Origin of the sequence: Dactylococcopsis salina PCC 8305, from assembly GCF_000317615.1 — a bacterium.
In the GTDB taxonomy this organism is placed as follows: Bacteria; Cyanobacteriota; Cyanobacteriia; order Cyanobacteriales; family Rubidibacteraceae; genus Halothece; species Halothece salina.
The window spans coordinates 3,318,616-3,339,239 of sequence record NC_019780.1; the positions used below are offsets into that span (position 1 = coordinate 3,318,616).

The following is a 20,624-nucleotide window of genomic DNA, read 5'->3' on the forward strand; positions in this document are numbered from 1 at the left end:
TAAATTTTAGAAAGGAAGGTCGAGTAATTCATCTTGATCATCATAATCATTAGTTTCTAATTCCATCACCGCAGCAATTAGTTTCCAACAAGGATCATCCCCTTCCCAATTGGGAGGACGATGAGGCATACTTAAACTTACTGTTACTAAACAGGGAACGATCGGTTCATTTCCTTGATCTAGTTTTTTAACAAATAATGGATCAGTGATTCCCAGACGACTTAAACGCTGTCCATTGCGACTAACAATTGTTGCTTTATATTGATTTGTTCCTGTTTCCCGTTGTTTTTTCTCGACAAAAAATTCTGTAACATGAACAAGTTGGAGGGTTTTTCGTAAAGCAAACGGTTTCCTAGCAAGTTCGGGAACTGTGACAAATTTTTTATAATTATGTAAAATATATGGTTCAGAAGAACAATACCTTAAAACTTCTTTTGTTGTGACTTGACCTTGTTTTTTCCATCGTCCGGGTAACACCGATAAGTTCTCGCTTTCAAAACCAAAATCGTTTCCAGTTTTCCCAAGAGGGATTTGAATGATATCTAATAATTGCGGTTCTTTTCCTTCTAATAAACGCATCGATCGAGGTATTCGACCATCTTCTAAATCTGAAATTGGACGTATCCAACGACCCGTTTCTGGATTAATTCCCGCAATACAACGATCGCCATGTTTCCAAGAATTCGCTAAACAAATTATCGAAGTTAAAGGTGACATATTTCGAGATTTCCCCACTTTTGTTGTAAGTATTCTGCGACTAAACGACGATGACAATAATGTGGTTTTGCTTCGCTACAAAGTAAACAGCTACAGTGTAGAGAATCAGGTGAAAGTTGCTTTTCAATTGCTCGATCGCTGATTAATTGATAAAATTTATTCTCGTAATCCTCCCAACTAATTTCTTTTTTTCGATATTGACTTAATAACTCTTTTGTTGGCGCTAAAGATAAAGTATGATCATAATTAATTCCCTGAAGAGATTTGAGAAAATACTGTAAATCGTTTTTTTTCGCAAACCCTGATAATTGAGAAGTGTTATTGATTCTGGTATCAATCACCTTTTTCACTCCGACTTTTGCTAAGGTTTCAAAGAAATTTTGAGCGGTTTTCTGAGTAAACCCGATCGTAAATAGTTTGATTTTCATTGTTCTTTATAAGCGACTTTTTGCGCTTGTAAACGATAAGCCTCCGCCAATAATTCTGCTTTTGACTGTTGCGGTTTGGTTGAGGAAACGGTAAATAAGGAAAGCTGTTGCGTTGGCTTTTCTTCTAGTCCATGTTTTTGGAGTAAGCGATTTTCTAAACTGGTTTGCGTTTCAATTTCTCCCGATTTCAAAATATGTTTGATTTGACAAGTTTGCGCTTGTAAAAAACGACAAACTAATAAACAACGATGACAGTCTATGGGGTCTTTTTCCGCACACATTAAAGCGACTGTATAGGTTTTTATTCCCTCTAATAAACGCTTAACTCCCTCCTTGAATTCTTCTGTTTTTGCCATTTTCTCGTAATCAGCTTGACCATTAATATAGCAATCTTCAGCGAGGGGTCTTCCTCCTAATTCTTTACCAAGAAAAACATATTTGATGTTGGCTTCCATTAAGGTTAATTTCAAGTTAGGCTGATTAAAATGGGAGAGATAACGACTATAAGGTTGAGAACGAACATCAGCCAGCGCGGTGATATTATGTTGTTTTAAGAGCGTCATAAACGCTTCTAAAGAATGATTAGAATGCCCGATCGTAAATAAAGTTTGCTCACTCATTTTTTCTGATAGTTTGTGTTAGAATAAATGAAAAAGTAACGCTAACAGAATTGATTATGGCTGAAGCAACAAATGTTTTAGGAAGTCCCTTGCAACTGTGCTGTAATGAACCGAAAACGGGGTTTTATCGGGATGGTTATTGCAATACAGGAGGACAAGATTTTGGTTTGCACGTGGTTTGTGCGAAAATGACAGCGGAGTTTTTAGACTACACAAAAGCTCAAGGTAATGATCTAAGTACACCGAAACCAATGTTTAATTTTCCAGGCTTAAAACCGGGTGATGGTTGGTGTTTATGTGCTTCTCGTTGGGAAGAAGCAAGACAAGCAGGAGTTGCGCCACCAGTGGTTTTAGAGTCAACTCATGCTCGTGCTTTAGAAGTGGTTTCCCTAGACCATTTAAGACAACACGCCTATACGGCGAGTGATCAAGAAAGTAAAAGCAATTAGTTAGCAACTTCTGCCATTTCTATCACTCTTTCGTCTAAATCTTTCACTAAAAAGTTTAAAGGTTTGGTGCGACGAACTTTGAATTTTAAGCGTCTGGCTTGTACCTGCATTAAAATGTTTTCCAAACAATCGTGATCAAAACAAACATGGCGATGGCGGTTTTTATTCCCATAATTTGCCCCAGAAATAATGTGTAATTGGGTGTTTTTTTTCAGTTGATACCAGAGTCCTTCTGTACCGTTAAAACTCGGATTAGTGGAGAGACTGGGATTTGCGGACAGATAAAGCGGATCGATCGCGCCAGCCCCTAAAGATTGTTCATAATTATAATAATAATGAAGGGGAACTTCTGCAATTGATAGATTTAAAACCCCCTCATAAAACTGGCGAGCTACTTCTAAATCCGATACCATAATTGTATGGACTTTCGGCGCACTGGTGAGGAACATCCACATCGCCCCAGCGTAAGCCGCCAAGAGCATGATCATAATGCCTTGAGTTGAGAAAACGGTGTCTAGTCCAGGTAAAAAAGCCCCTAGCCAGGGCAGATTTAAGGTTGTTCCAGGAAGCATAAGCAGATTATTAAACATTAAAATTTAAATTCGGAGCAAAAACTGAGGAAAAGGCGATCGAATCAAATTATTATCACCTACAATCGGGTGTAACCCTAGCTCTAGGTTAGCTTACCTTATTTTATCTCGATCGGGGTTGACGAAAAGCTGTGCAAATTCCTCGTTTTCCAGAAACTAATCATCCTCTCGTACAACCGTTATTTCATCATAGCGATTTGGAATTACTCACCCTGTTACAACAGCATCCCGAACAGGGAAAGTATTTCACAGCAATCTTTTGTCGGTATAGCCCGTTAATTTACACCATTATCCGACATAGCGCTCGATCGCGCATTCAATCCGATTATCTGTTTGCGATGATCTGGCGACACTTATACTATGAAATGCAGAGTCTCAACCCAGAAGAATTAGAAACCGTAGGGGATAACTCACTACAAAGCTGGCTGATAAAAATGGCAGGTGTTACCTTAAATCAGGTAGAACTTCCCCCTGTAGAAAGCATCAATTATGACTTACAAGCCGCCCCGCCGCCGTTATGGTGTCATCTTGAAATCGCCCTCAATAAACTCCCTCCCATTGTGCGTTTAATGGTCTTAATGGCGCAAACTTTCCATTGGAGTGAGGCGAGAATTGCGGGTTATTTACAGCAAATTGATGAACCCTTGACGGTAGAAGAAGTGAAAAGCGGACTCGAACAAGGTTATCAACTCCTCGAAACCGCTTTACCTGATGATATTCGGATGATTTATCTTTATCACGAATCATATCAGGTTTAGGTCTCTTGCTTAGAATTGGTGTTGGGTTTCGCGTGGAGACGTTCCATGGAACGTCTCTACCCAACCTACTTTTTATCTAAGCCCCCCTTTCAAAGGGGGGTTGGGGGGATAAGCCTGTATAACGTCTCTAGGGGATTATTTACCCATTCCCAACTGTTGCGCCTTCTGATAGACCTTTCCTTCTGTTAACAGCGACGGCGCGATAATCACCTCGACTTGTTGCATTTCCTTAAGATTTTTTGCCCCTAGCGTTCCCATGCTAGTTTTCAAAGCCCCTAAGAGGTTGTGTGTCCCATCATCTAACCGCGCCGGTCCAGTGAGAATTTCCTTAACTGTGCCAGTTGTACCAACACTGATGCGAGTCCCACGAGGTAAAATCGGGCTAGGGGTCGCCATTCCCCAGTGAAACCCTTGTCCTGGGGCTTCCGCTGCTCTGGCAAAAGGAGAACCAATCATCACCGCATCAGCACCGCAAGCGATACATTTACAGATGTCTCCACCAGTGACTAAACCCCCATCGGCAATGATGGGGACATACTTTCCAGTTTCTTGATAAAACTGTTCTCGGGCTGCGGAACAATCAGCAACCGCAGTGGCTTGAGGGACACCGACTCCCAACACGCCGCGAGAGGTGCAAGCTGCACCAGGACCGATACCGACTAAGATACCAGATGCGCCCGCTTTCATTAAATCATAGGCTACGGCTTCGGTGACGCAGTTTCCTAAAATCACTGGCATGGGCATTTTTTGGCAAAATTCGCCTAAATCTAGGGGAATCACCGATTCTGGGGATAAATGAGACGTTGAAACCACAGTCGCTTGGACAAAAAAGAGATCAGCCCCAATTTCTGCTACTGCATCCCCATATTTTGCCGCACCTGCAGGAGTGGCACTCACCGCAGCAATTCCACCTTGAGATTTAATTTCGCTGATGCGTTTTTTGATTAATTCAGGTTGCACCGGAACTGAATAAAGTTCCTGCATTAACCCCACAAATTCAGTTTTTCCCACTGAGGCAATGCGTTCTAAGATGGGGTTGGGGTCTTCGTAGCGAGTTTGTATCCCCTCTAGGTTTAAAACCCCTAATGCTCCTAATTCTGACAGTAAAACTGCCATTTTGACATCAACAACACCATCCATTGCACTGGCAATAATTGGAATGGAACGTTTGATGTCTCCCAGTTGCCAAGTTGTATCGGGTAAACTGGGGTCTAAGGTGCGCCGTCCTGGAACGAGGGCAATTTCATCAATTCCGTAGGCGCGACGTGCTGTTTTTCCTTGACCGATTTGGATATCTACACTCATAATTTAATTACACCATTCCCAAAGCTGTTCCCACAGATTAGCAAATTTTTGACGGGAATTAGCATATCTTTGGTTGGGGGAAATGTCGGTTTGTCGGAAGTTTGGGAATTTGCCCCCTTATATCGGGTTCGCTCGATCGATGATAAAAAGTAGGTTGGGTAGAGACGTTCCATGGAACGTCTCCACGCGAAACCCAACAACAATTGTAAGCAATTACCCGAACCTGATATTACCCCCAAGTTTGGGGGAATTTGCCCCCTGACCCCCAAGTTTGAGGGAATTTGCCCCCTGACCCCCAAGTTTGGGGAATTTGCCCCCTGACCCCCAAGTTTGGGGGAATTTGCCCCCTGACCCCCAAGTTTGGGGGAATTTGCCCCCTGACCCCCAAGTTTGGGGGAATTATAGCGCTACGCGCGCTAGGCAAGTTGCCTTAGGCAAGTTGCCCCAGTAAGGTATAGGTGAGTTTCAATATTTTGGAATGTCCTAACCTGATTTTGTAGCACTATATCAGCGAGTTTCAAGATGGAAGCTTGATTTTAAACCTATAATAAGGGTTTTACTCTCGCTCACTGATAACAACGAATTAAACATATAGTAATGAAGGGACAAAATTTATTAACGTTGGGAGATTTAAGTTCAGGTGAACTGGAAACTTTGCTCACTTTGGCGCAACAATTGAAAGCAGGAGATTCATCTCAAGCGGCAAAAAACCGCGTTTTAGGTTTATTGTTTTACAAGGCTTCGACACGGACTCGCGTTTCTTTTAGTGTGGCGACGTATCATTTAGGGGGTCAGGTGATTGATTTAAATCCCCAAGCGATGCAGGTAGGACGGGGTGAACCAATTCAAGATACGGCAAGGGTTTTGGCGGGTTATTTGGATGTTTTGGCAATTCGGACGTTTGCACAAGAAGATATTGAAGCGTTTGCTCACTATGCAGGGATTCCTGTGATTAATGCTTTAAGTGATTTGTGCCATCCCTGTCAGGTGCTGGCGGATTTATTGACGATTAAAGAGTGTTTCGGGGGTTGGGAAGGGTTGACTTTAACTTATCTGGGAGATGGCAATAATGTCGCTCATTCTCTACTCTTAGGGTGTGCTTTAGCTGGTGTGAATATTCGGGTGGCGACTCCTTCTGATTATCAACCCCAGAGCGCGATCGTGCAACAGGCGAAAAAGCTGGCTTCTGGTAGTGAGATTATCCTTACTGATGACCCGAAAGCGGCGGCAGAAGGCGCACAAGTGATTTATACTGATGTTTGGGCGAGTATGGGACAAGAGGACTCCGCAGCGACTCGTTTACCTGTGTTCACACCGTATCAGGTGAATGAGGAGTTGATGAGGTTGGCTTCAACCGATGCGATCGTTTTGCATTGTTTACCCGCGCATCGTGGAGAAGAGATTACAGAAGCGGTTTTGGAGTCGTATCAGTCACAGGTTTGGCGACAAGCTGAAAATCGAATGCACGCTCAAAAGGCTTTATTAGCGAGTGTTTTGGGATAATTCGATCGTCTGACCAACTGGTTGGGTTTCGTTTCCCTTCACCCATGGCAGTGACCAGTGACCAGTGATCAGTAACCAGTGACCAGTGACCAGTGAACAAATAACAAATAACGAATAACGAATAACGAATATTGATGTTGGGTTTCGTTTCCCTTCACCCATGGCAGTGACCAGTGACCAGTGATCAGTGATCAGTAACCAGTGAACAAATAACAAATAACAAATAACGAATAACGAATAACGAATATTGATGTTGGGTTTCGTTTCCCTCCACCCAACCTACAAAATGGGAAATTTAATCGGTTAGCAGTTCAACCACACCAGTTTGTCCATCAATTTTCACCGCTTGACCATCTTGGAAAAGATGAACGGCGTTGGGAATATCCATCACTGCGGGAACACCATATTCTCGCGCAATAATCGCACCATGGGAGAGTCTTCCCCCTACTTCTGAGATTAACCCTCCAGCCCCAGCAAGTAAAACTCCCCAACCTGCATCGGTATAGGGAACAACTAAAATTGTTTCTTTATCTACCGTCATGGTGCGAGATAAATCATTGACAACTTTGATCCGACCAATGACTTGTCCTGGACTGGCGGCAATTCCTTGCCATCGTTGTTGTGTGGTTAATTGTGGCGTTGCCAAAACCCGATCGCGCTGCGGGGGATTACCATAGACCACATAGGGAACGGCGGGTAACTTCTCATCTTCAACATAGGTAGAACGTCGCAAACTGATTCGTTGGGGAATTTCTGAACGCAGTTTGGGGTCATCATTTTTCACCAGATGCCGAATTTCCGATAATTTGAGGAAGAAAATCTCTCCTGCTTCCGCTAATAATCCTGTTTCTAGCCAAATGCGTTCTAATGCTAAAACACTCCATCTCAGATGTGCCAAGAAGCGATTATACACTTCGGCGACTTCTGCTTTCAGTTTTAACCGTTGCTGGACATTCTTCTGTTTCCAACCCTGATTTTCCTCAACCGTAGCTTTCTTGCTAATTTGATCTGGTTCATTAAAGAAAAACTGAGTAAAAGACGCACGGGCGGAACGTGGATTTTCTCGCCAACGAGGAATGGCAATATCAGTGGCGGTTTCACTTAAATAACCATAACGCTTTAACCAGTCTTGAAATTGCTCTAAAATGCTTTCTCCGTCGGGGAATTCGGCTAACATTGCAAACAGAGAGGGCGCACTCATGGGTTCAATGGTATCCATCGGCACAAGATTTCTGGCATCTTTGGCGATTTGTTCTAGTGCTTTGCTAGAAGCTACCTCTGGCAAAATACTGTAGTCTAATGCTTCTGTTTCTACTTGCAAGAGATTTTGTCGCAGGGAGAAACTTAAAGGGGCGAGAATGTTGTAATAAGTTGCGGTGTGAAGGTTGGTTAGAATCATCTCGATGCGAGTTAATAATTCTTGTGGCGATAACTCGCTTGGGGTTTGGTTTTCTAAGTCTTGGAGAGTGGGATCAAAAAGGGATTCTTGATCAATGGCAAAGTCTTTTTCTAAACGCAATTCTCGCAGGGAAAGACGCAGTAATCCTGGAACGTTACGAAGGGTAGAAAGCAGGGAAGGACGGGTAAATTTTGCCCCTCTGGTGAGAAATTCTAAACTTTCTGCGGGAAGTCCCATGCGAAGGAAGATTTTTCCTAAAAGGGTGGCGTTGAAATAAGCGCGGCTATAGTGAAGGGTTGCGGTTTCTTTGAAGTTTAAACCTTTGGCGCGATCGCCCAGTACCACTGTAAATAATTTTCCCCACATCCCACAAGTCAAGGGACGATTAATCGACCAAGTAAGCGGACGAATTAACCCTGGAATCACCTCGGCGGCAATTTTTCGCGTCCAGATTGGTTGTAAATTGGTGATGGGACGACTTTGTAAAATCCAGAGTTTTTCTCCGTCATACGTCCATTCGATATCTTGGGGAAACCCCTGAAACCGTCTCTCTAAGTCTCTGGCTAAATTGGCAACATCTTGAAGGATTGATTCGGGAATTTCTCCCTCTCCCTCGATTTTTGGCGGTGAGTCTTGGAGAACACGATATTGTTGCGGGGTTTCTTGTCCAGATACCACTCTAGTGGCTTCTCCAGGGAGGGCTTCAATTAACACGGCGTCTTCCATCTGGTTAACTGGATCACGACTAAAGGCGACTCCTGAAAAGACACCTTGAATTTGTTGTTGAACTAAAACCGCCATTTCTGATTCTCCTTGCTGTTGTTGGGGACGATATTGCGCCGCCGTGGGATTATTGTAGGAGGTTTGACATTGCAAAATCCCATTTTTTAAGGCTTCTGGGTTGGTAATGTGGGAAATGCTTTGATATTGTCCGGCGGCGGAACTGGCTTCGCTATCTTCTCCCACTGCTGAAGAACGCACAATTAAGGGATTTCCTTCTGAGGGTGATGCTAATTCTAGCAGGGGAAGGGGGTCATCTCCTGCGGGGAGAACCCAACCACAGGGAACGGGATATCCCCAATTTTTGAGTTGGGAAAGGGTGGCGGCTTTTTGTCCCACTTTTTGGGCTTTTAAGTTATCATCAAGGGACAAAATCGCTCGATCGCCGCGAAAGAATTTAAACATAGAACTGTTTTTCCCTTCCTTACTGGGTAAATCAAGGTCATCTGGAATTTTATAGTAAATGGTAAATAAAAGCAGTGAGAGGGCGATAATTGCCATGATTCTGGGGGGATCATTGATGTGACGCAAGGTAATAATCAGAGACATTAAAATTAAAATGCCGTTGCGTCCGGCGGCGCGATCGCGCAAAATCGTAAAACTAATCCCACCAATCAGAAAAACCAATCCTGCTGATATGGGATCATGGGTTAATATCCCCCACATGACATTCGTTGTTCCCGCGCCTTTTCCCCCCCAATAACGTCCCATCACTAAGGCAATCAAGGCGATTAGTTCCCATGCTGGCTCATCAGGAAAAAACGATCGCGCTAACAAAACAGTAATGATCCCTTTCCCTGCTTCGGAGATCACTGCTGGAATCCCAGCAAGTTTTCCCCCGTGATAAAATGCGGCTGATACAGAAATATTTCCTGTTCCCAGACGTTTTAAGTTTTGACCCGTCAATCCCAAGCTTAACCAATGGATTAGGGGTAACGCTCCTAAAATGGGGCAGAAAATAAAAATTAACAAAGCGCCCCAGAGTTGTGTCATTGTCATAATTGATTCTTTGTTAGCTGAGAGATTTGATCAATGAAAGGTTTTTGCATAATAGAGGTGAACAGTAATTTTTATTTTATGGGGGAATGATGATTCATCCCTATTATTTATCGCGTTAATTAATCATCTATGGTACATAGCAATCTTAGACGATCGCGCTACTCATAAGAATTTCCTTTTTGACAACTCCTTCTAGGATAAGATTATTTAAACTAAAATTAAAAGAATCAACCAAATCGCTTCAATTATGCTACAAACCGAAACCACCTACTCCACAACTGATCTCGCTAACCTTGCCATTCAACACCTTCAAAAAACAGGATGCGAATACGGAGAGATTCGTCTTTGTCGGTATCGTACCCAAACTCTCATGGCGCGCGATCGAAGCCTAACGACGCTTTCTGATAACATTAGTTCTGGCTATGGCGTGCGAGTGCTTTTAAACGGTGCTTGGGGGTTTGCTGCGAGTAACGAAAACACACCAGAAGCGGTTACTCGTACCATTAACTTAGCGATCGAAATCGCCAAAGGAACACACCTCACGCAACAGCAACCCGTGCGTTTAGCCCCTGTGGAAGCCTATCGGGATACTTACATTACCCCCATCAAAATTAATCCCTTTGACATTCCCCTCACGGATAAAACAAATCTCCTGCTTTCTCTCAATGAAAAACTCTTAGGATACGAAACACAGGGAATCAAAAAAGCCTTCTCTTTCCTTCATTTTTCCCAAGAAGACAAAACCTTTGCTTCCACAGAAGGATCACACATTCAACAAACGATTTATCGTTCTCATCCTGGCTTTGGTGGTATGGCGATCGCATCGGGAGACGCACAAACCCGCAATTATGAACGTCCACCGCTTAACATCGGCTATGAACATATTAATCCCGATGATCTGTTTTCGCAAGTCGATCGCGTCGCCACAGAAGCCATTGAGAAAGTTCATGCTGAACCCGCACCCGCACGCGATCGCGCTACCCTGATTCTAAAGCCGAGTAATCTCTATCTCACCATCCATGAATCTGTTGGACACCCCACAGAATTAGATCGGGTGTTTGGTTACGAATCCAACTTTGCGGGAACCAGTTTCGCAACTACCGATCAACTGGGAACATTGCGTTATGCCGCCCCTTGGATTAATTTTATCGCCGATCGCACCCAATGCAACGGACGCAGCACCGTCGGTTATGATGACGAAGGCGTAAAGTCACAATCCTGGTATGTGGTGAAAGATGGGATTTTAGTTGATTATCTCACCGATCGCGAAACCGCCTATCGTTTAGGACGAGAAACCAGCAATGGCAGTTCCTTCGCCGATAGTTGGTCAAGTGTTCCCATGGTACGGATTCCCAACTTAGGATTAGAACCAGGAGAAGCAGGAGGAAGCCACACCGCCAGTTTAGAAGAAATGATCGCCGACACCAAAGACGGCTATTTAATTGATGGGGTGGGAAGTTTTTCCATTGATCAACAGCGACGTAACTTTCAATTTGGAGGCGATGCGTTTTGGCGAGTAAAAGATGGCAAAATCACAGGAATGGTCAAAGATTTAACCTATCATTCCATGACCACAGACTTTTGGCAACAAGTGGATGCTTTGGGGGGTGCTGAAGACTGGGAACAATGCGGAACTAATATTTGTGGGAAAGGCGAACCGATTCAAATCGCACAAATGACTCATGGCTGTGTTCCAGTGAGAGTCCAAGATATTCAAATTGGCAGAAGTTGACTTAAAAATCACCCCAGATCAAAGTAGGTTCGGTGAAGGGAAGCGAAACCCAACACCAATCAGTTACTGATTACTGATCACGCTTAATGCTGATTAGTTGGGTCGTTATGGTGGGCGAGGCAAACCCTACAATGTAGTCGGTATGGTGGGCGAGGCAAACCCTACAATGTAGCTGCTATATTATTTCCAAAATTAACAGTTGGGGAAACCAACCCATTGAGATGCGACAAGCCCATCAAGGATTTTTGGTAGAATGGAGTCATTAACCCCCTTAACTGACTATTTATGACCATGTTGCAAGACTCCCAATCTGTTCGTCACTATCAACACTTAACTGATGCGATGGTTGATTATTGGTATCGTGGCTATCGCTTTAATGAACTGCAACTTTATCTTACTGGTTATTTAGCGGCGTTGCGTTCTACCGCTACTCTTGAACCTTATCAAGTTAATCGTTTGGAAGAGGAAGCCTTAAGGTTTCTCCGAGATCGATCGAACTTTGAAGAAGTGTTACCCGAACCCGAACCTGATTTCTATTAGCAGTTTGTTGTGTTTGGTAACCAAAAAGGGCGATCGCGCGATCGCCCTTTTTCCATTTTTCGGGCTGTTTAGGAAGCTAAAGCTACCTCTAACATCTGCTGTAACTCATTATTTTGATAAAGTTCAATCATAATATCGCAGCCGCCGACAAATTCCCCATTCACATAAACTTGAGGAATCGTGGGCCAATTAGAATATTCTTTAATGCCTTGACGCACTTCTGGGTCATCTAAAACATCATAAGTCTCATAGGGAACACCCATGACATTTAGAATTTGAACGACATTATTAGAAAACCCACATTGGGGCATCAATTTCGTTCCCTTCATAAAGACAACAATTTTGTTACTATTGATTAAATTTTCAATGCGTTGTTTAACTTCTGGTTCCATAACTAAGTTCTAATGATCGATTTGCTTTGCTTCCACGATAACTTTTAAACCGTTTGACTCGCTTGTTCCCAACTGGCGGGAGTATAAGTTTTTAAGGCGAGGGCGTGAATTGCTTCCGAAGCCATTGCTTCCTGTAAAGCACCATAAACCATTTGATGTTGCTTAACTCGCGTTTTCCCCTCAAATTCTGAGGAAATGACGATCGCTTCGAGGTGATCTCCTCCTCCTGTCAAATCTTGCACTTTCACTTGTGCGTCAGGGAGTTGACTTTTGATCATTGTTTCCACTTGTTCTAGGCTAATCATAACGGGGAATTTAATTAGGTAATGGTAACTACTGTATTTCTATCTTAGCGAGGACTGGCTTTTCCTCAACGATGCAAAGAAATGTAAAAAAAATCAAAAATACCTTAACAATGAAAGCGGAGTTTACTAAGATTACATAATCAAGTCGTTAAATGAGGATTAAAAATGCCATATACCGAAGAAGATGGAGGATTATTATTCGTTACGGTTTCCATTTCCTAATCAAAGCTAACTGCTGGTTAAAGTTGATATCTTAGGGCTAGATTGTCTTAACAATTGACTAACATACGTGAGGATAGAGATCAGATAGTGCCACTCCAGCTATTATTGTTTATTGATGAGCGATCGAGTTCTCAAGAGCATATTCAAGGAATCCAAACCTATCTCCAAGCTCTCAAAGATGACTATCCCTTTGAACTTGAGACGGTTAACGTCACTCAAGAACCCCATTTAGCGGAACATTTTCGCTTAGTGGCAACACCAGCATTAGTGAAAATTACTCCCACTCCCCGTCAAACCATCGCCGGCACCAATTTAGTCGCCCAACTGGAGCAGTGTTGGCCCCATTGGGTGGAAAGTGTCCAACAGGAAGAGTCGGAAACGACAGAAGAAGGAAGTACGGTTCAAGATGCGGTTACTCATTCAACGGAGTTAATTCGTCTCTCTGATGAAGTTTTTCGCCTCAAACAAGAAAATCAGGAGTTGAATGAGCAGATTAAGTTCAAAGACCAAATTTTGGCAATGTTGGCTCACGATTTGCGTAACCCACTCACCGCCGCTTCGATCGCCCTCGAAACCCTAGAATTAACTGACCAAAACCCTGATCCGCAAAAAGTCGAGAAGATTAAAAAGCAGATTTTCCGACAAGCACAAACCCAATTTCGGATTATGAATCGGATGATTACCGATATTTTACAAACGGCGAGGGGGAAAAATGCCGAGTTACAAATTCAACCCCAACAAGTGAATTTACAAGCCCTGAGTCACCAGATTTTAGACCAATTCCAAGACAGCTTCGATCGAAAATCCTTAAACCTCAAAAAAGATTTACCCCAAGATGTACCGAATGCTCACGCTGATCCAGAATTAATCAGACAAGTCTTAGTTAACCTCCTAGATAACGCCGTTAAATACACTCCCGAAGCGGGAACAATTCGAGTTTCCATTCTGCATCGCACTTCCCAGAAAATTCAAATTACCATCTGTGACGACGGGCCAGGAATTCCTGAAGAAAAACGAGAACAAATTTTTGAAGGTAGAGTGCGTTTAAAACGGGATGAAGGGAAGGAAGGATATGGTTTAGGGCTTTCTCTCTGTCGCCAAGTCATTCGCGCTCACTACGGACAAATTTGGGTAGAAAGTAGCGGCAATCGTGGCAGTTGTTTTCACTTTACCCTACCTGCTTATTAAGGAGAAATCGTAACCATGGATGAATTTATGCTCAGGGCGATCGCGCAAGCGAGACAAGGATTAAAAGAGGGAGGGATTCCCATTGGCTCAGTTTTGGTGCGAGAGGGAATGATTCTCGGTCAAGGGTATAATAAACGAGTCCAAGACAATGACCCTGTTACTCACGCGGAAATTGACTGTTTGCGTAACGCGGGACGTATCGGGAGCTATCGAGACACTGTTTTATATTCTACCCTGATGCCCTGTTATCTCTGTGCTGGTGCGGTGGTACAATTTGGGATTAAAAAGGTGATTGCAGGAGAAGCTGAGACGTTTTCGGGCGCACAAGCCTTTTTAGAAGCCAATGGGGTAGAAGTGGTTAATCTTGATCTCAAGGAATGCAAAAAATTAATGAGAGACTTTATTAATAAAAATCCTCAGCTTTGGGACGAAGACATTGGCGAAACTTAATCGTTGCGATCGTTTAATGCAAAATTCTGTTAAGTTCTTGGGGAAATTGCCTCTTTTTTCGAGAAACTAGAGAATAAAACAATTGTCAAATTATTAACCGATTAAAAAGATGAATCAATTTTCTTCCTCTCTGAAATGGACTGCTCAAGCACAAAGCAAATTAAAAAATATCCCCTTTTTTGTGCGTTCTCAAGCTCGTCAGCGCATTGAAGAAATGGCTCGCTCTAATAAATCAGAAGTGGTAACTGCTGAAATGGTAGAACAAGCCCGCCAACAATTTGGCAACTAATTGAGCGAATTAAAAATGGAGCCGAGCAGAATCGAACTGCTGTCCAGACTGGTTATTGACCTTCCGATCGTTCACAGGCTTAGTTGTTCTGACCCTTCACAACGGGGTTCATCCTTTATCCCAGATGAAAGGGAGCTTTGGTGAAGTCTTAGCACTTTTCCGACCAAAGACGGTAAAAGTGAGCAACCGTTGGGGTTTTACCCATTGCCCTTAACGGTGTCAGACAATGAGTGCTCGAACCTAGTTAGAGGTTTTTATTAAGCAACAGTTGCTGCTTTACGAGCGAAAGGAACGATGTTGTTCGCAATTACTATTTTGTTTGAGTCTTTATTTGCGAGAGTTGACTCTCTCTCGACCTGAATCACGGGTTGGCTTTTACCAGCCTGTCGAAACCATTACGGCCCCGCGCCTATTAAGCATTATAAAGGGAAGATCAGATTTTGACAAGTATAGCCTACCAAAAAAGTAGGTTGGGTGGAGAGAAGCGCAACCCAACACTAATCAGGGGTTGCTGAAAAAGCCCATTGGTTGGTTAAGTAAGGCAAGTTGCCTTAGGCAAGAGGCAAGTTATATCAGGTTCGCTCAATCAATGATAAAAAGTAGGTTGGGTGAAGAGAAGCGCAACCCAACACTAATCAGTTACTGGTCACTGGTCACTGGTCACTGGTCACTGGTCACTGGGAATCAAGAAGTGAGAAGAGAGAATTTAGAAGTGAGTTTAAATGCCTATTTTTCTCTTTTCTCTCTACTCGTTTCTTAATGACTGGTCACTGGTCACTGGTCACTGGTCACTGGTCACTGATCACTGATTATTTCAGCGATTGAGTGCGCTGTTGATACAATTGGGGATTCAAGCCATCGCCTTGAGTGGGGTTAGTGGCTTGGGCTTTGAGAGCTTCAATCCGATCGCTAACTGCGGGATGGGTGCTTAAAAAGGTCGGCGGTGAACCTCCTTGTTGTTGTAATTTTTCCATAAAACTAATCATCCCGATCGGGGCGTATCCTGATTTAGTGAGACTATCGAGACCTTTTTGATCCGCTTCAAATTCATCCTCACGACTGTTGGGGCGACTCACTGCCAACTCAACCCCAATTTGAACCGCGTTACTTTCATCTAATCCTGTCGCCGAAAGCAGTCCTTGGGCGATCGCCCGTTGTCTCATTTGCTGCACCGCATGACGGGCGGTAATATGTCCAATTTCGTGAGCAACCACACTGGCTAATTCTGCTTCATTTTCCGCTGCTGCCATTAATCCTGTATGAATATAAACAAAGCCGCCCATAGTGGCAAAAGCGTTGATGCTGTCATCTTCTACCACTTGGAAGGTATAGGGAAGGTTCGGTCGATCGGTTTGGGGAACAATCCGTTGACCGATGCGATCGACATAACGATTTAATTGTTGATTTTGAGATAATCTGACTTGACCATTAACCAGTTGTTCGTTAATTTGTTTTCCTAATTGCACTTCTTCTGAGTCAGATAAATTAGAGAGTTGAAAGACTTGGACTCCTTGGAAAAGTAAATCTAAAAAAGAAAAACTTTGCGCTGGTTGCGGGGTTGCTAGAATTAAACTTAAAACGACGAGGAGGGAAATCACGCCATATCGCCATTGTTTCCACAAATAACTAAAAAAGGTTGATAACATAAGTCGGTTGATTAACTAATAAGGGTCTTGATTATAGTTTTAACAAGAAATTTCTCGCTTATATAGCGCTACAAAATCAGGTTAGGACATTCCAAAATGTTGAAACTCACCTATAACTTACTAAGGCAACTTGCCTCTTGCCTAAGGCAACTTGCCTAAGGCAACTTGCCTAGCGCGCGTAGCGCCATAATTTCTTGCAGCAAGGAATAATAATCGGCACAAAATTAGGGTTAATCTTATTGCCACTTACGGGTTGCGACTTGCCTCTGTGTCGCGCGATCGACTGACTCCGAAACGATCGGGAATGATACGGTGAAAGTTGTTCCTTCTCCGAGTTGGGAACTAACGGTGATTGTTCCTCCCATTCCTTCCACTAGAGTTTTGACGATCGATAAACCTAATCCCGTTCCCCCAGTTGCGAAGCTCGATCGCGCCTCATCCACACGATAAAAGCGTTCAAAGATGCGAGTTTGTTGTGATAAAGGAATCCCAATGCCTCGATCGCGCACTGCTAGAACGGCATTTTCCCCTTGTTGATCAACCCTTAAATTAATCGTTTGTCCCGATTCCGAATACTTCATGGCATTGTCAATCAAATTTAAAATCACCTGTTTTAAACGATTTTCATCAACACACACCGCGACAGAAACCGCAGGACTTTCATAATTAATCGGGTGGGAATCATTGTATTGTTCCGTCAGATCAATGATTTGAGCAACAAAGCCATCCAGATCAATGGTTTGCAATTGAAACTGCATCTGACCATTATCCACTCGTGCTAGAGTTAACAAATCTTGTAATAATTGAATCGTGCGATCGGCTTCCGCCGTTGCCATGGCAAGCGCTTCTCGTTGCGGTGGACTTAAATTTGTGCCGCGTCGTTGTATGCTCTGTAAGTACCCCGAAACAATCGTTAAAGGAGTGCGTAACTCATGGGAAACATCACCGACAAACTGACGTTGGTGTTCCCAAGCCGTTTGTAACCGCACCAGCATCTCATCAAACCGTTCTGCGAGTTGTTTGACCTCTGTGGGAGCGCGGTTAAGCTCAATTTTCGCTGAGTCTAGGTGATCAGCAGAAATGCTCTCGGTTAGTTCACAAATGCGACGGAGAGGACGCAGCGATCGCGCCACATAAACCCCACTGGTAACGGTAATCGCACCGATCGCCAACACCGTTGCGACAATCAAATTTCGCATCACCTGCAGAAACATCACCTGATCGGCGCTAATATCCTGAGCAATATAAAGCTCTCCCACAGTCTGATTATTGACCACCAGAGGACTTGCACAGAGAATCCAGTAGCGCCCCTGATTTGACCAAACACGAGTTCCCAGGAAGGGAAAATTAGCTTCCTCTGGAGAAATAGGAAGCGGTTGTGGGGTATGTAAACCTCCTGTACGAGCAATTAAATCATTTTGTTGATTTTCCACCCACAAGAAAACATGATCGCGACTTAAATTCTCCACAGCCTCTTGTATCGCTTGGGATTGAGGATACATCTGTTCGTAGATTTCAACATCATTCGGCATCCGTTCCGCAATATAAAGGATGTTATCTTTGTGAGCAGAAATCAAAATGCGCTGCATCGTCCAGCCGAGCCAAATCGCCACAGCACCTAATCCCAAAGCAGAAACCGTCGCCATCCCAATGGTTAGACGAAAACGCAACGATCGAGGATTCCAACCGTTTCCCCGTTCACGAAGTTTGTTTTGCAAGGAGTGGAGTAACCGCATTACTTTAATCTTTAATTCTGGAGACGTTTCCAGTCTCAACTCTACTCCTCTCACCGTAAAGCCTCATCCTGAGAAGACTCTTAGAAACCATGACGAACTACTAATTAGTGCCTCCTGTTGGGAAACTGAAAGTTTTACCAAGTAAGGATTTGAGGCGATTAAGTTCAGGTAAAAATGCAAGTTCATTGATTGTTCAATCGTCACGCACCTTGCCTCTTGCCTCTTGCCTCTTGCCTTTTGCCTCTTGCCTTTTGCCTTTTGCCTTTTGCCTCTTGCCTTACTCAACCAACCAATGGACTTTTTCAGCAAACCCTAATTATTTCTTAGATTTTCCTCTCCCAAAACTAAAAATTGATTTTTGAGAAGATTGGTCTTTTTCGGAAGCCAAGCTATAACTATAATCTTGAGCATAGTAATAATAGTAACTATCTGGTTCATTATCGGGAATCACACCATTAACCACCATTCCCAGCAAAGGTTGACCTGAATTTTGTAATATTTCTCTCGTACTGTCAAGATTACCTCCAGCCACAACGCTCGGACGAACCACCAGTAAAACCCCTTGACCCAGTCTTCCTAAAATCACCGCATCTGCTGCTACCGCCAAGGGGGGAGTATCCACTAGGACATAATCATAATCCAGACTACATTGATTAAGGACATCTTTCATCCGTTGGGAATCTAAAAGCGCTGTGGAATTGGGAGGCGGTGCGCCTGCGGTCAAAACATCAAGATTAGGCATCAACTCTCTGACCACGCTATTTATTTCTTTATCTTCTACCAAGACATTACTTAATCCCACCGCATTCGGTTCTTCCCAAACTTGGTGTTGACTAGGACGACGCAAGTCTCCATCAATAATCAAAACCTTATTTCCTAACTCAGCAAGAGCCATTCCCAAGTTAGCAGAAATTGTTGATTTTCCTTCGCTGGGAATGGAACTGGTGAGAACAATGACCTTCATTTTTTGATCAACACTAGAAAACTTCAGGTTAGCTTGTAGCATCCGAAAGGCTTCACTCGCAGAAGATTGGGGTAAGTCTCGTAAGGGCAAAAAACTGCTGGTGTCATCCATTTTAGTTTTAACTAAAGGAATTGAACCCAGTACGGTATAACTTAGGCGATCTTTCACTTCTTGAACTGTCTTCACGGTGCGATCGCGTGCATCAAGAGCCAGAGCGGTAGCCACTCCAAGCATTGCCCCCAAAATTCCTCCCAATGCTAGATTCAGCTTAATTCTTGGAGAAATTGGGCTGGTCGGCATTGAAGCGCTTTCAATGATACGAGCATTACCGAGATTTTGGTTTTCTGCCACCCGTACTTCTTGTAATCGTTTTAAGAGAGCTTGATAAGTCGATTGAGACGCATTTAACTGTCGTTCCAATTCCCGTTGGCGTTGTTCTAGTTTCGGTAAAATCTTGGCTCTTGCTTGATAATCCGCTTTTTCTGCTTTTAGCCCTTTGATACGGCTTTTTTGTGCTAGATAATTAATTTGTGCTTTTACCAAATCTCCCACTAAACCAATTTTCAGGGAACTGAGTTGTAAGCTGAAATTATCATCAGCGAGAGCATTAGACGGCAGTTCTTCTTGTAAAACTGCATTGACTCGTTCCTGTAATAAGTTCGCTAGTGTGGCTTCCTGTTCTTCCAAACGTTTGATAATGGGATGTTCCGGTTGATAGCGCGATCGGTTTAAGGTTAATTCTTGTTCAACTGCTTGATATTCCGTTAAAACTTTCTGGACAGCCTCGGATTGACTTAAAGCTCCTGCCGCGAGGGCTTGTTCTGGTGGTAAACCTAACTGTTCGGTGAGTTTTTCTAATCTGGTTTGAGCATCATCAAGACTCGCCTGAGCTTGGATTAACTGTTGATCCAGGCTGGCTAAAATACTTACTGTGGAACTTGCTTCTTGGGACAAAGCAATGATGTCATTTTCTTCTTTGAATTCTCGAAACTTCTCCTCTGCTGCTTGTACTGATTGCTCGGTTTTTGGCAGTTGTTCCTCAATAAACTCACGGGCTGCAGTTGCTTCGGAACGGTTATTCAGAACGTTATTCTCCCTGTAAACATTCATTAACTCGTTAACGATCGTGGCCGCTTTTTCTGGATCAGGATGTTCGTAGGCAATTTCTAAAATTTCGGTATCACTGAGGCGAGTAACATTTAAGTTCTTTCTCACCCCGCCTGGGGTTAATGGTTCTCCCTCATCATTTTTCAAACCTAAGCGATCGACCACTTCTTGTAACATGGGAGCAGACTGCATAATCTGTGACTGATTGGTTAATGGCCCGGCGTTTCCCTGTTGTTCTAGAGTTGGTAATGCTAAGGCTTGACTTTCTCCCTGAAATAGTAGTTTCGCCTTTGCTTGATAAATGGGTTCTTGTTGGAAAGAGTAGGCGGCTGTGATCCCAATGGTAGAAGCAAATACGATTATAGCGGAGAGTGAACGGCGTTTTAACGCCATCCAGTATTGTTGAAGGTCGATATAGTCTTCTTGATCAGTGGTTGTAGGAATTGGGTTTACTGAGGAAGCCGGCAACTGTTCTTGATGATCCATGAAAAAACCTTTTCTAATG

At 43.4% G+C, this 20,624-nt stretch carries 22 protein-coding genes and 1 other RNA gene; 9 read left to right on the forward strand and 14 right to left on the reverse strand.

Annotated features, from left to right (window positions below):
* Nucleotides 1–6: 6 nt before the first annotated feature.
* The 3 genes from DACSA_RS15835 to DACSA_RS15845 are packed head-to-tail and all read right to left on the reverse strand — an operon-like array spanning nt 7 to nt 1,765.
* On the reverse strand, nt 7–717 hold the full coding sequence (locus DACSA_RS15835) for a dual OB domain-containing protein (protein WP_015230718.1): 711 nt from the start codon (nt 715–717) through the stop codon (nt 7–9).
* Nucleotides 705–1,145: a DUF488 domain-containing protein gene (locus DACSA_RS15840; protein WP_015230719.1), complete on the reverse strand. Its 441-nt coding sequence runs from the start codon at nt 1,143–1,145 to the stop codon at nt 705–707. Before DACSA_RS15840 ends, DACSA_RS15835 begins: the two co-directional genes overlap by 13 nt.
* Nucleotides 1,142–1,765: a DUF488 domain-containing protein gene (locus DACSA_RS15845; protein WP_015230720.1), complete on the reverse strand. Its 624-nt coding sequence runs from the start codon at nt 1,763–1,765 to the stop codon at nt 1,142–1,144. The genes DACSA_RS15840 and DACSA_RS15845 overlap by 4 nt, the downstream gene beginning before the upstream one ends.
* Before the next feature lie 56 nt (nt 1,766–1,821).
* Here DACSA_RS15845 and DACSA_RS15850 point away from each other — a divergent pair, with 56 nt between their 5' ends.
* Complete coding sequence (locus DACSA_RS15850; RefSeq protein ID WP_015230721.1) at nt 1,822–2,214, forward strand: DUF2237 family protein; 393 nt, start codon at nt 1,822–1,824, stop codon at nt 2,212–2,214.
* Here the strand turns inward: DACSA_RS15850 and DACSA_RS15855 are convergent.
* Nucleotides 2,211–2,786, reverse strand: a complete 576-nt coding sequence (locus tag DACSA_RS15855; protein ID WP_015230722.1) for a VOC family protein — start codon at nt 2,784–2,786, stop codon at nt 2,211–2,213. The two genes, DACSA_RS15850 and DACSA_RS15855, sit on opposite strands and share 4 nt — an antisense overlap.
* A gap of 149 nt (nt 2,787–2,935) precedes the next feature.
* Between DACSA_RS15855 and DACSA_RS15860 the strand changes: the two genes are divergently transcribed.
* Nucleotides 2,936–3,562 carry a hypothetical protein gene (locus DACSA_RS15860; protein ID WP_015230723.1) on the forward strand — a complete coding sequence of 209 codons (627 nt, stop codon included), beginning with the start codon at nt 2,936–2,938 and terminating at the stop codon, nt 3,560–3,562.
* Between the two features lie 135 nt (nt 3,563–3,697).
* On the opposite strand, the gene DACSA_RS15865 is transcribed toward DACSA_RS15860, so the two are convergent.
* Nucleotides 3,698–4,867 (reverse strand): GuaB3 family IMP dehydrogenase-related protein, encoded by a 1,170-nt coding sequence (locus DACSA_RS15865; protein ID WP_015230724.1) that lies wholly within the window; start codon nt 4,865–4,867, stop codon nt 3,698–3,700.
* Nucleotides 4,868–5,464: 597 nt separating this feature from the next.
* Between DACSA_RS15865 and argF the strand changes: the two genes are divergently transcribed.
* A complete protein-coding gene (argF, locus tag DACSA_RS15870; protein WP_015230725.1) occupies nt 5,465–6,370 on the forward strand; it encodes an ornithine carbamoyltransferase in 906 nt (301 codons plus the stop codon).
* Here argF and DACSA_RS20990 read toward each other — a convergent pair.
* Nucleotides 6,350–6,586: a hypothetical protein gene (locus DACSA_RS20990; RefSeq protein ID WP_198007591.1), complete on the reverse strand. Its 237-nt coding sequence runs from the start codon at nt 6,584–6,586 to the stop codon at nt 6,350–6,352. The two genes, argF and DACSA_RS20990, sit on opposite strands and share 21 nt — an antisense overlap.
* 79 nt (nt 6,587–6,665) lie before the next feature.
* Nucleotides 6,666–9,548 (reverse strand): glycerol-3-phosphate acyltransferase, encoded by a 2,883-nt coding sequence (locus DACSA_RS15875; protein ID WP_015230726.1) that lies wholly within the window; start codon nt 9,546–9,548, stop codon nt 6,666–6,668.
* Between the two features lie 247 nt (nt 9,549–9,795).
* On the opposite strand from DACSA_RS15875, the gene DACSA_RS15880 reads away from it, so the two are divergent.
* Entirely contained in the window at nt 9,796–11,280 is a 1,485-nt protein-coding gene (locus DACSA_RS15880) for a TldD/PmbA family protein (RefSeq protein ID WP_015230727.1), read from the forward strand.
* Nucleotides 11,281–11,571: 291 nt separating this feature from the next.
* Nucleotides 11,572–11,820, forward strand: coding sequence for a DUF6761 family protein (locus tag DACSA_RS15885; protein WP_041235953.1), 249 nt, complete (start codon nt 11,572–11,574; stop codon nt 11,818–11,820).
* 68 nt (nt 11,821–11,888) lie between these two features.
* On the opposite strand, the gene grxD is transcribed toward DACSA_RS15885, so the two are convergent.
* Nucleotides 11,889–12,212 (reverse strand): Grx4 family monothiol glutaredoxin, encoded by a 324-nt coding sequence (gene grxD, locus DACSA_RS15890; RefSeq protein WP_015230729.1) that lies wholly within the window; start codon nt 12,210–12,212, stop codon nt 11,889–11,891.
* Between the two features lie 44 nt (nt 12,213–12,256).
* Entirely contained in the window at nt 12,257–12,517 is a 261-nt protein-coding gene (locus tag DACSA_RS15895) for a BolA family protein (RefSeq protein WP_015230730.1), read from the reverse strand.
* Nucleotides 12,518–12,793: 276 nt separating this feature from the next.
* Here DACSA_RS15895 and DACSA_RS15900 point away from each other — a divergent pair, with 276 nt between their 5' ends.
* From DACSA_RS15900 to DACSA_RS15910, 3 genes are all read left to right on the forward strand, one after another.
* On the forward strand, nt 12,794–13,927 hold the full coding sequence (locus DACSA_RS15900; protein WP_051017340.1) for a histidine kinase: 1,134 nt from the start codon (nt 12,794–12,796) through the stop codon (nt 13,925–13,927).
* Nucleotides 13,928–13,942: 15 nt separating this feature from the next.
* On the forward strand, nt 13,943–14,377 hold the full coding sequence (locus DACSA_RS15905; RefSeq protein ID WP_015230732.1) for a nucleoside deaminase: 435 nt from the start codon (nt 13,943–13,945) through the stop codon (nt 14,375–14,377).
* A 109-nt stretch (nt 14,378–14,486) separates the two neighbouring features.
* Entirely contained in the window at nt 14,487–14,666 is a 180-nt protein-coding gene (locus DACSA_RS15910) for a PCP reductase family protein (protein ID WP_015230733.1), read from the forward strand.
* Nucleotides 14,667–14,679: 13 nt separating this feature from the next.
* Here DACSA_RS15910 and ssrA read toward each other — a convergent pair.
* Nucleotides 14,680–15,071, reverse strand: a transfer-messenger RNA (tmRNA) gene (gene ssrA / locus DACSA_RS19405).
* Nucleotides 15,072–15,174: 103 nt separating this feature from the next.
* Between ssrA and DACSA_RS20995 the strand changes: the two genes are divergently transcribed.
* A complete protein-coding gene (locus DACSA_RS20995; RefSeq protein ID WP_156800824.1) occupies nt 15,175–15,426 on the forward strand; it encodes a hypothetical protein in 252 nt (83 codons plus the stop codon).
* Nucleotides 15,427–15,475: 49 nt separating this feature from the next.
* Here DACSA_RS20995 and DACSA_RS15915 read toward each other — a convergent pair whose 3' ends face one another.
* The 4 genes from DACSA_RS15915 to DACSA_RS15930 all read right to left on the reverse strand — a co-directional run bounded on the left by DACSA_RS15915 (nt 15,476) and on the right by DACSA_RS15930 (nt 20,605).
* Nucleotides 15,476–16,312 (reverse strand): M48 family metallopeptidase, encoded by an 837-nt coding sequence (locus DACSA_RS15915; protein ID WP_015230734.1) that lies wholly within the window; start codon nt 16,310–16,312, stop codon nt 15,476–15,478.
* 236 nt (nt 16,313–16,548) lie between these two features.
* Nucleotides 16,549–18,102, reverse strand: coding sequence for a sensor histidine kinase (locus DACSA_RS15920; protein WP_232225111.1), 1,554 nt, complete (start codon nt 18,100–18,102; stop codon nt 16,549–16,551).
* A 9-nt stretch (nt 18,103–18,111) separates the two neighbouring features.
* A complete protein-coding gene (locus tag DACSA_RS21000) occupies nt 18,112–18,357 on the reverse strand; it encodes a hypothetical protein (protein ID WP_041235541.1) in 246 nt (81 codons plus the stop codon).
* 7 nt (nt 18,358–18,364) lie between these two features.
* Entirely contained in the window at nt 18,365–20,605 is a 2,241-nt protein-coding gene (locus DACSA_RS15930; protein ID WP_015230736.1) for a GumC family protein, read from the reverse strand.
* Nucleotides 20,606–20,624: the final 19 nt, after the last annotated feature.

Bases quoted from the DNA above. Each gene is read 5' to 3' on its own strand.
- DACSA_RS15915 (WP_015230734.1), bottom strand. From the start codon at position 16,312: ATGTTATCAACCTTTTTTAGTTATTTGTGGAAACAATGGCGATATGGC.
- DACSA_RS15845 (WP_015230720.1), bottom strand. From the start codon at position 1,765: ATGAGTGAGCAAACTTTATTTACGATCGGGCATTCTAATCATTCTTTA.
- DACSA_RS15905 (WP_015230732.1), top strand. From the start codon at position 13,943: ATGGATGAATTTATGCTCAGGGCGATCGCGCAAGCGAGACAAGGATTA.
- DACSA_RS15880 (WP_015230727.1), top strand. From the start codon at position 9,796: ATGCTACAAACCGAAACCACCTACTCCACAACTGATCTCGCTAACCTT.
- DACSA_RS15835 (WP_015230718.1), bottom strand. From the start codon at position 717: ATGTCACCTTTAACTTCGATAATTTGTTTAGCGAATTCTTGGAAACAT.
- DACSA_RS15885 (WP_041235953.1), top strand. From the start codon at position 11,572: ATGTTGCAAGACTCCCAATCTGTTCGTCACTATCAACACTTAACTGAT.
- DACSA_RS15840 (WP_015230719.1), bottom strand. From the start codon at position 1,145: ATGAAAATCAAACTATTTACGATCGGGTTTACTCAGAAAACCGCTCAA.
- DACSA_RS15895 (WP_015230730.1), bottom strand. From the start codon at position 12,517: ATGATTAGCCTAGAACAAGTGGAAACAATGATCAAAAGTCAACTCCCT.
- argF (WP_015230725.1), top strand. From the start codon at position 5,465: ATGAAGGGACAAAATTTATTAACGTTGGGAGATTTAAGTTCAGGTGAA.
- DACSA_RS15875 (WP_015230726.1), bottom strand. From the start codon at position 9,548: ATGACAATGACACAACTCTGGGGCGCTTTGTTAATTTTTATTTTCTGC.
- DACSA_RS15865 (WP_015230724.1), bottom strand. From the start codon at position 4,867: ATGAGTGTAGATATCCAAATCGGTCAAGGAAAAACAGCACGTCGCGCC.
- grxD (WP_015230729.1), bottom strand. From the start codon at position 12,212: ATGGAACCAGAAGTTAAACAACGCATTGAAAATTTAATCAATAGTAAC.
- DACSA_RS15850 (WP_015230721.1), top strand. From the start codon at position 1,822: ATGGCTGAAGCAACAAATGTTTTAGGAAGTCCCTTGCAACTGTGCTGT.
- DACSA_RS15910 (WP_015230733.1), top strand. From the start codon at position 14,487: ATGAATCAATTTTCTTCCTCTCTGAAATGGACTGCTCAAGCACAAAGC.
- DACSA_RS15855 (WP_015230722.1), bottom strand. From the start codon at position 2,786: ATGCTTCCTGGAACAACCTTAAATCTGCCCTGGCTAGGGGCTTTTTTA.
- DACSA_RS15930 (WP_015230736.1), bottom strand. From the start codon at position 20,605: ATGGATCATCAAGAACAGTTGCCGGCTTCCTCAGTAAACCCAATTCCT.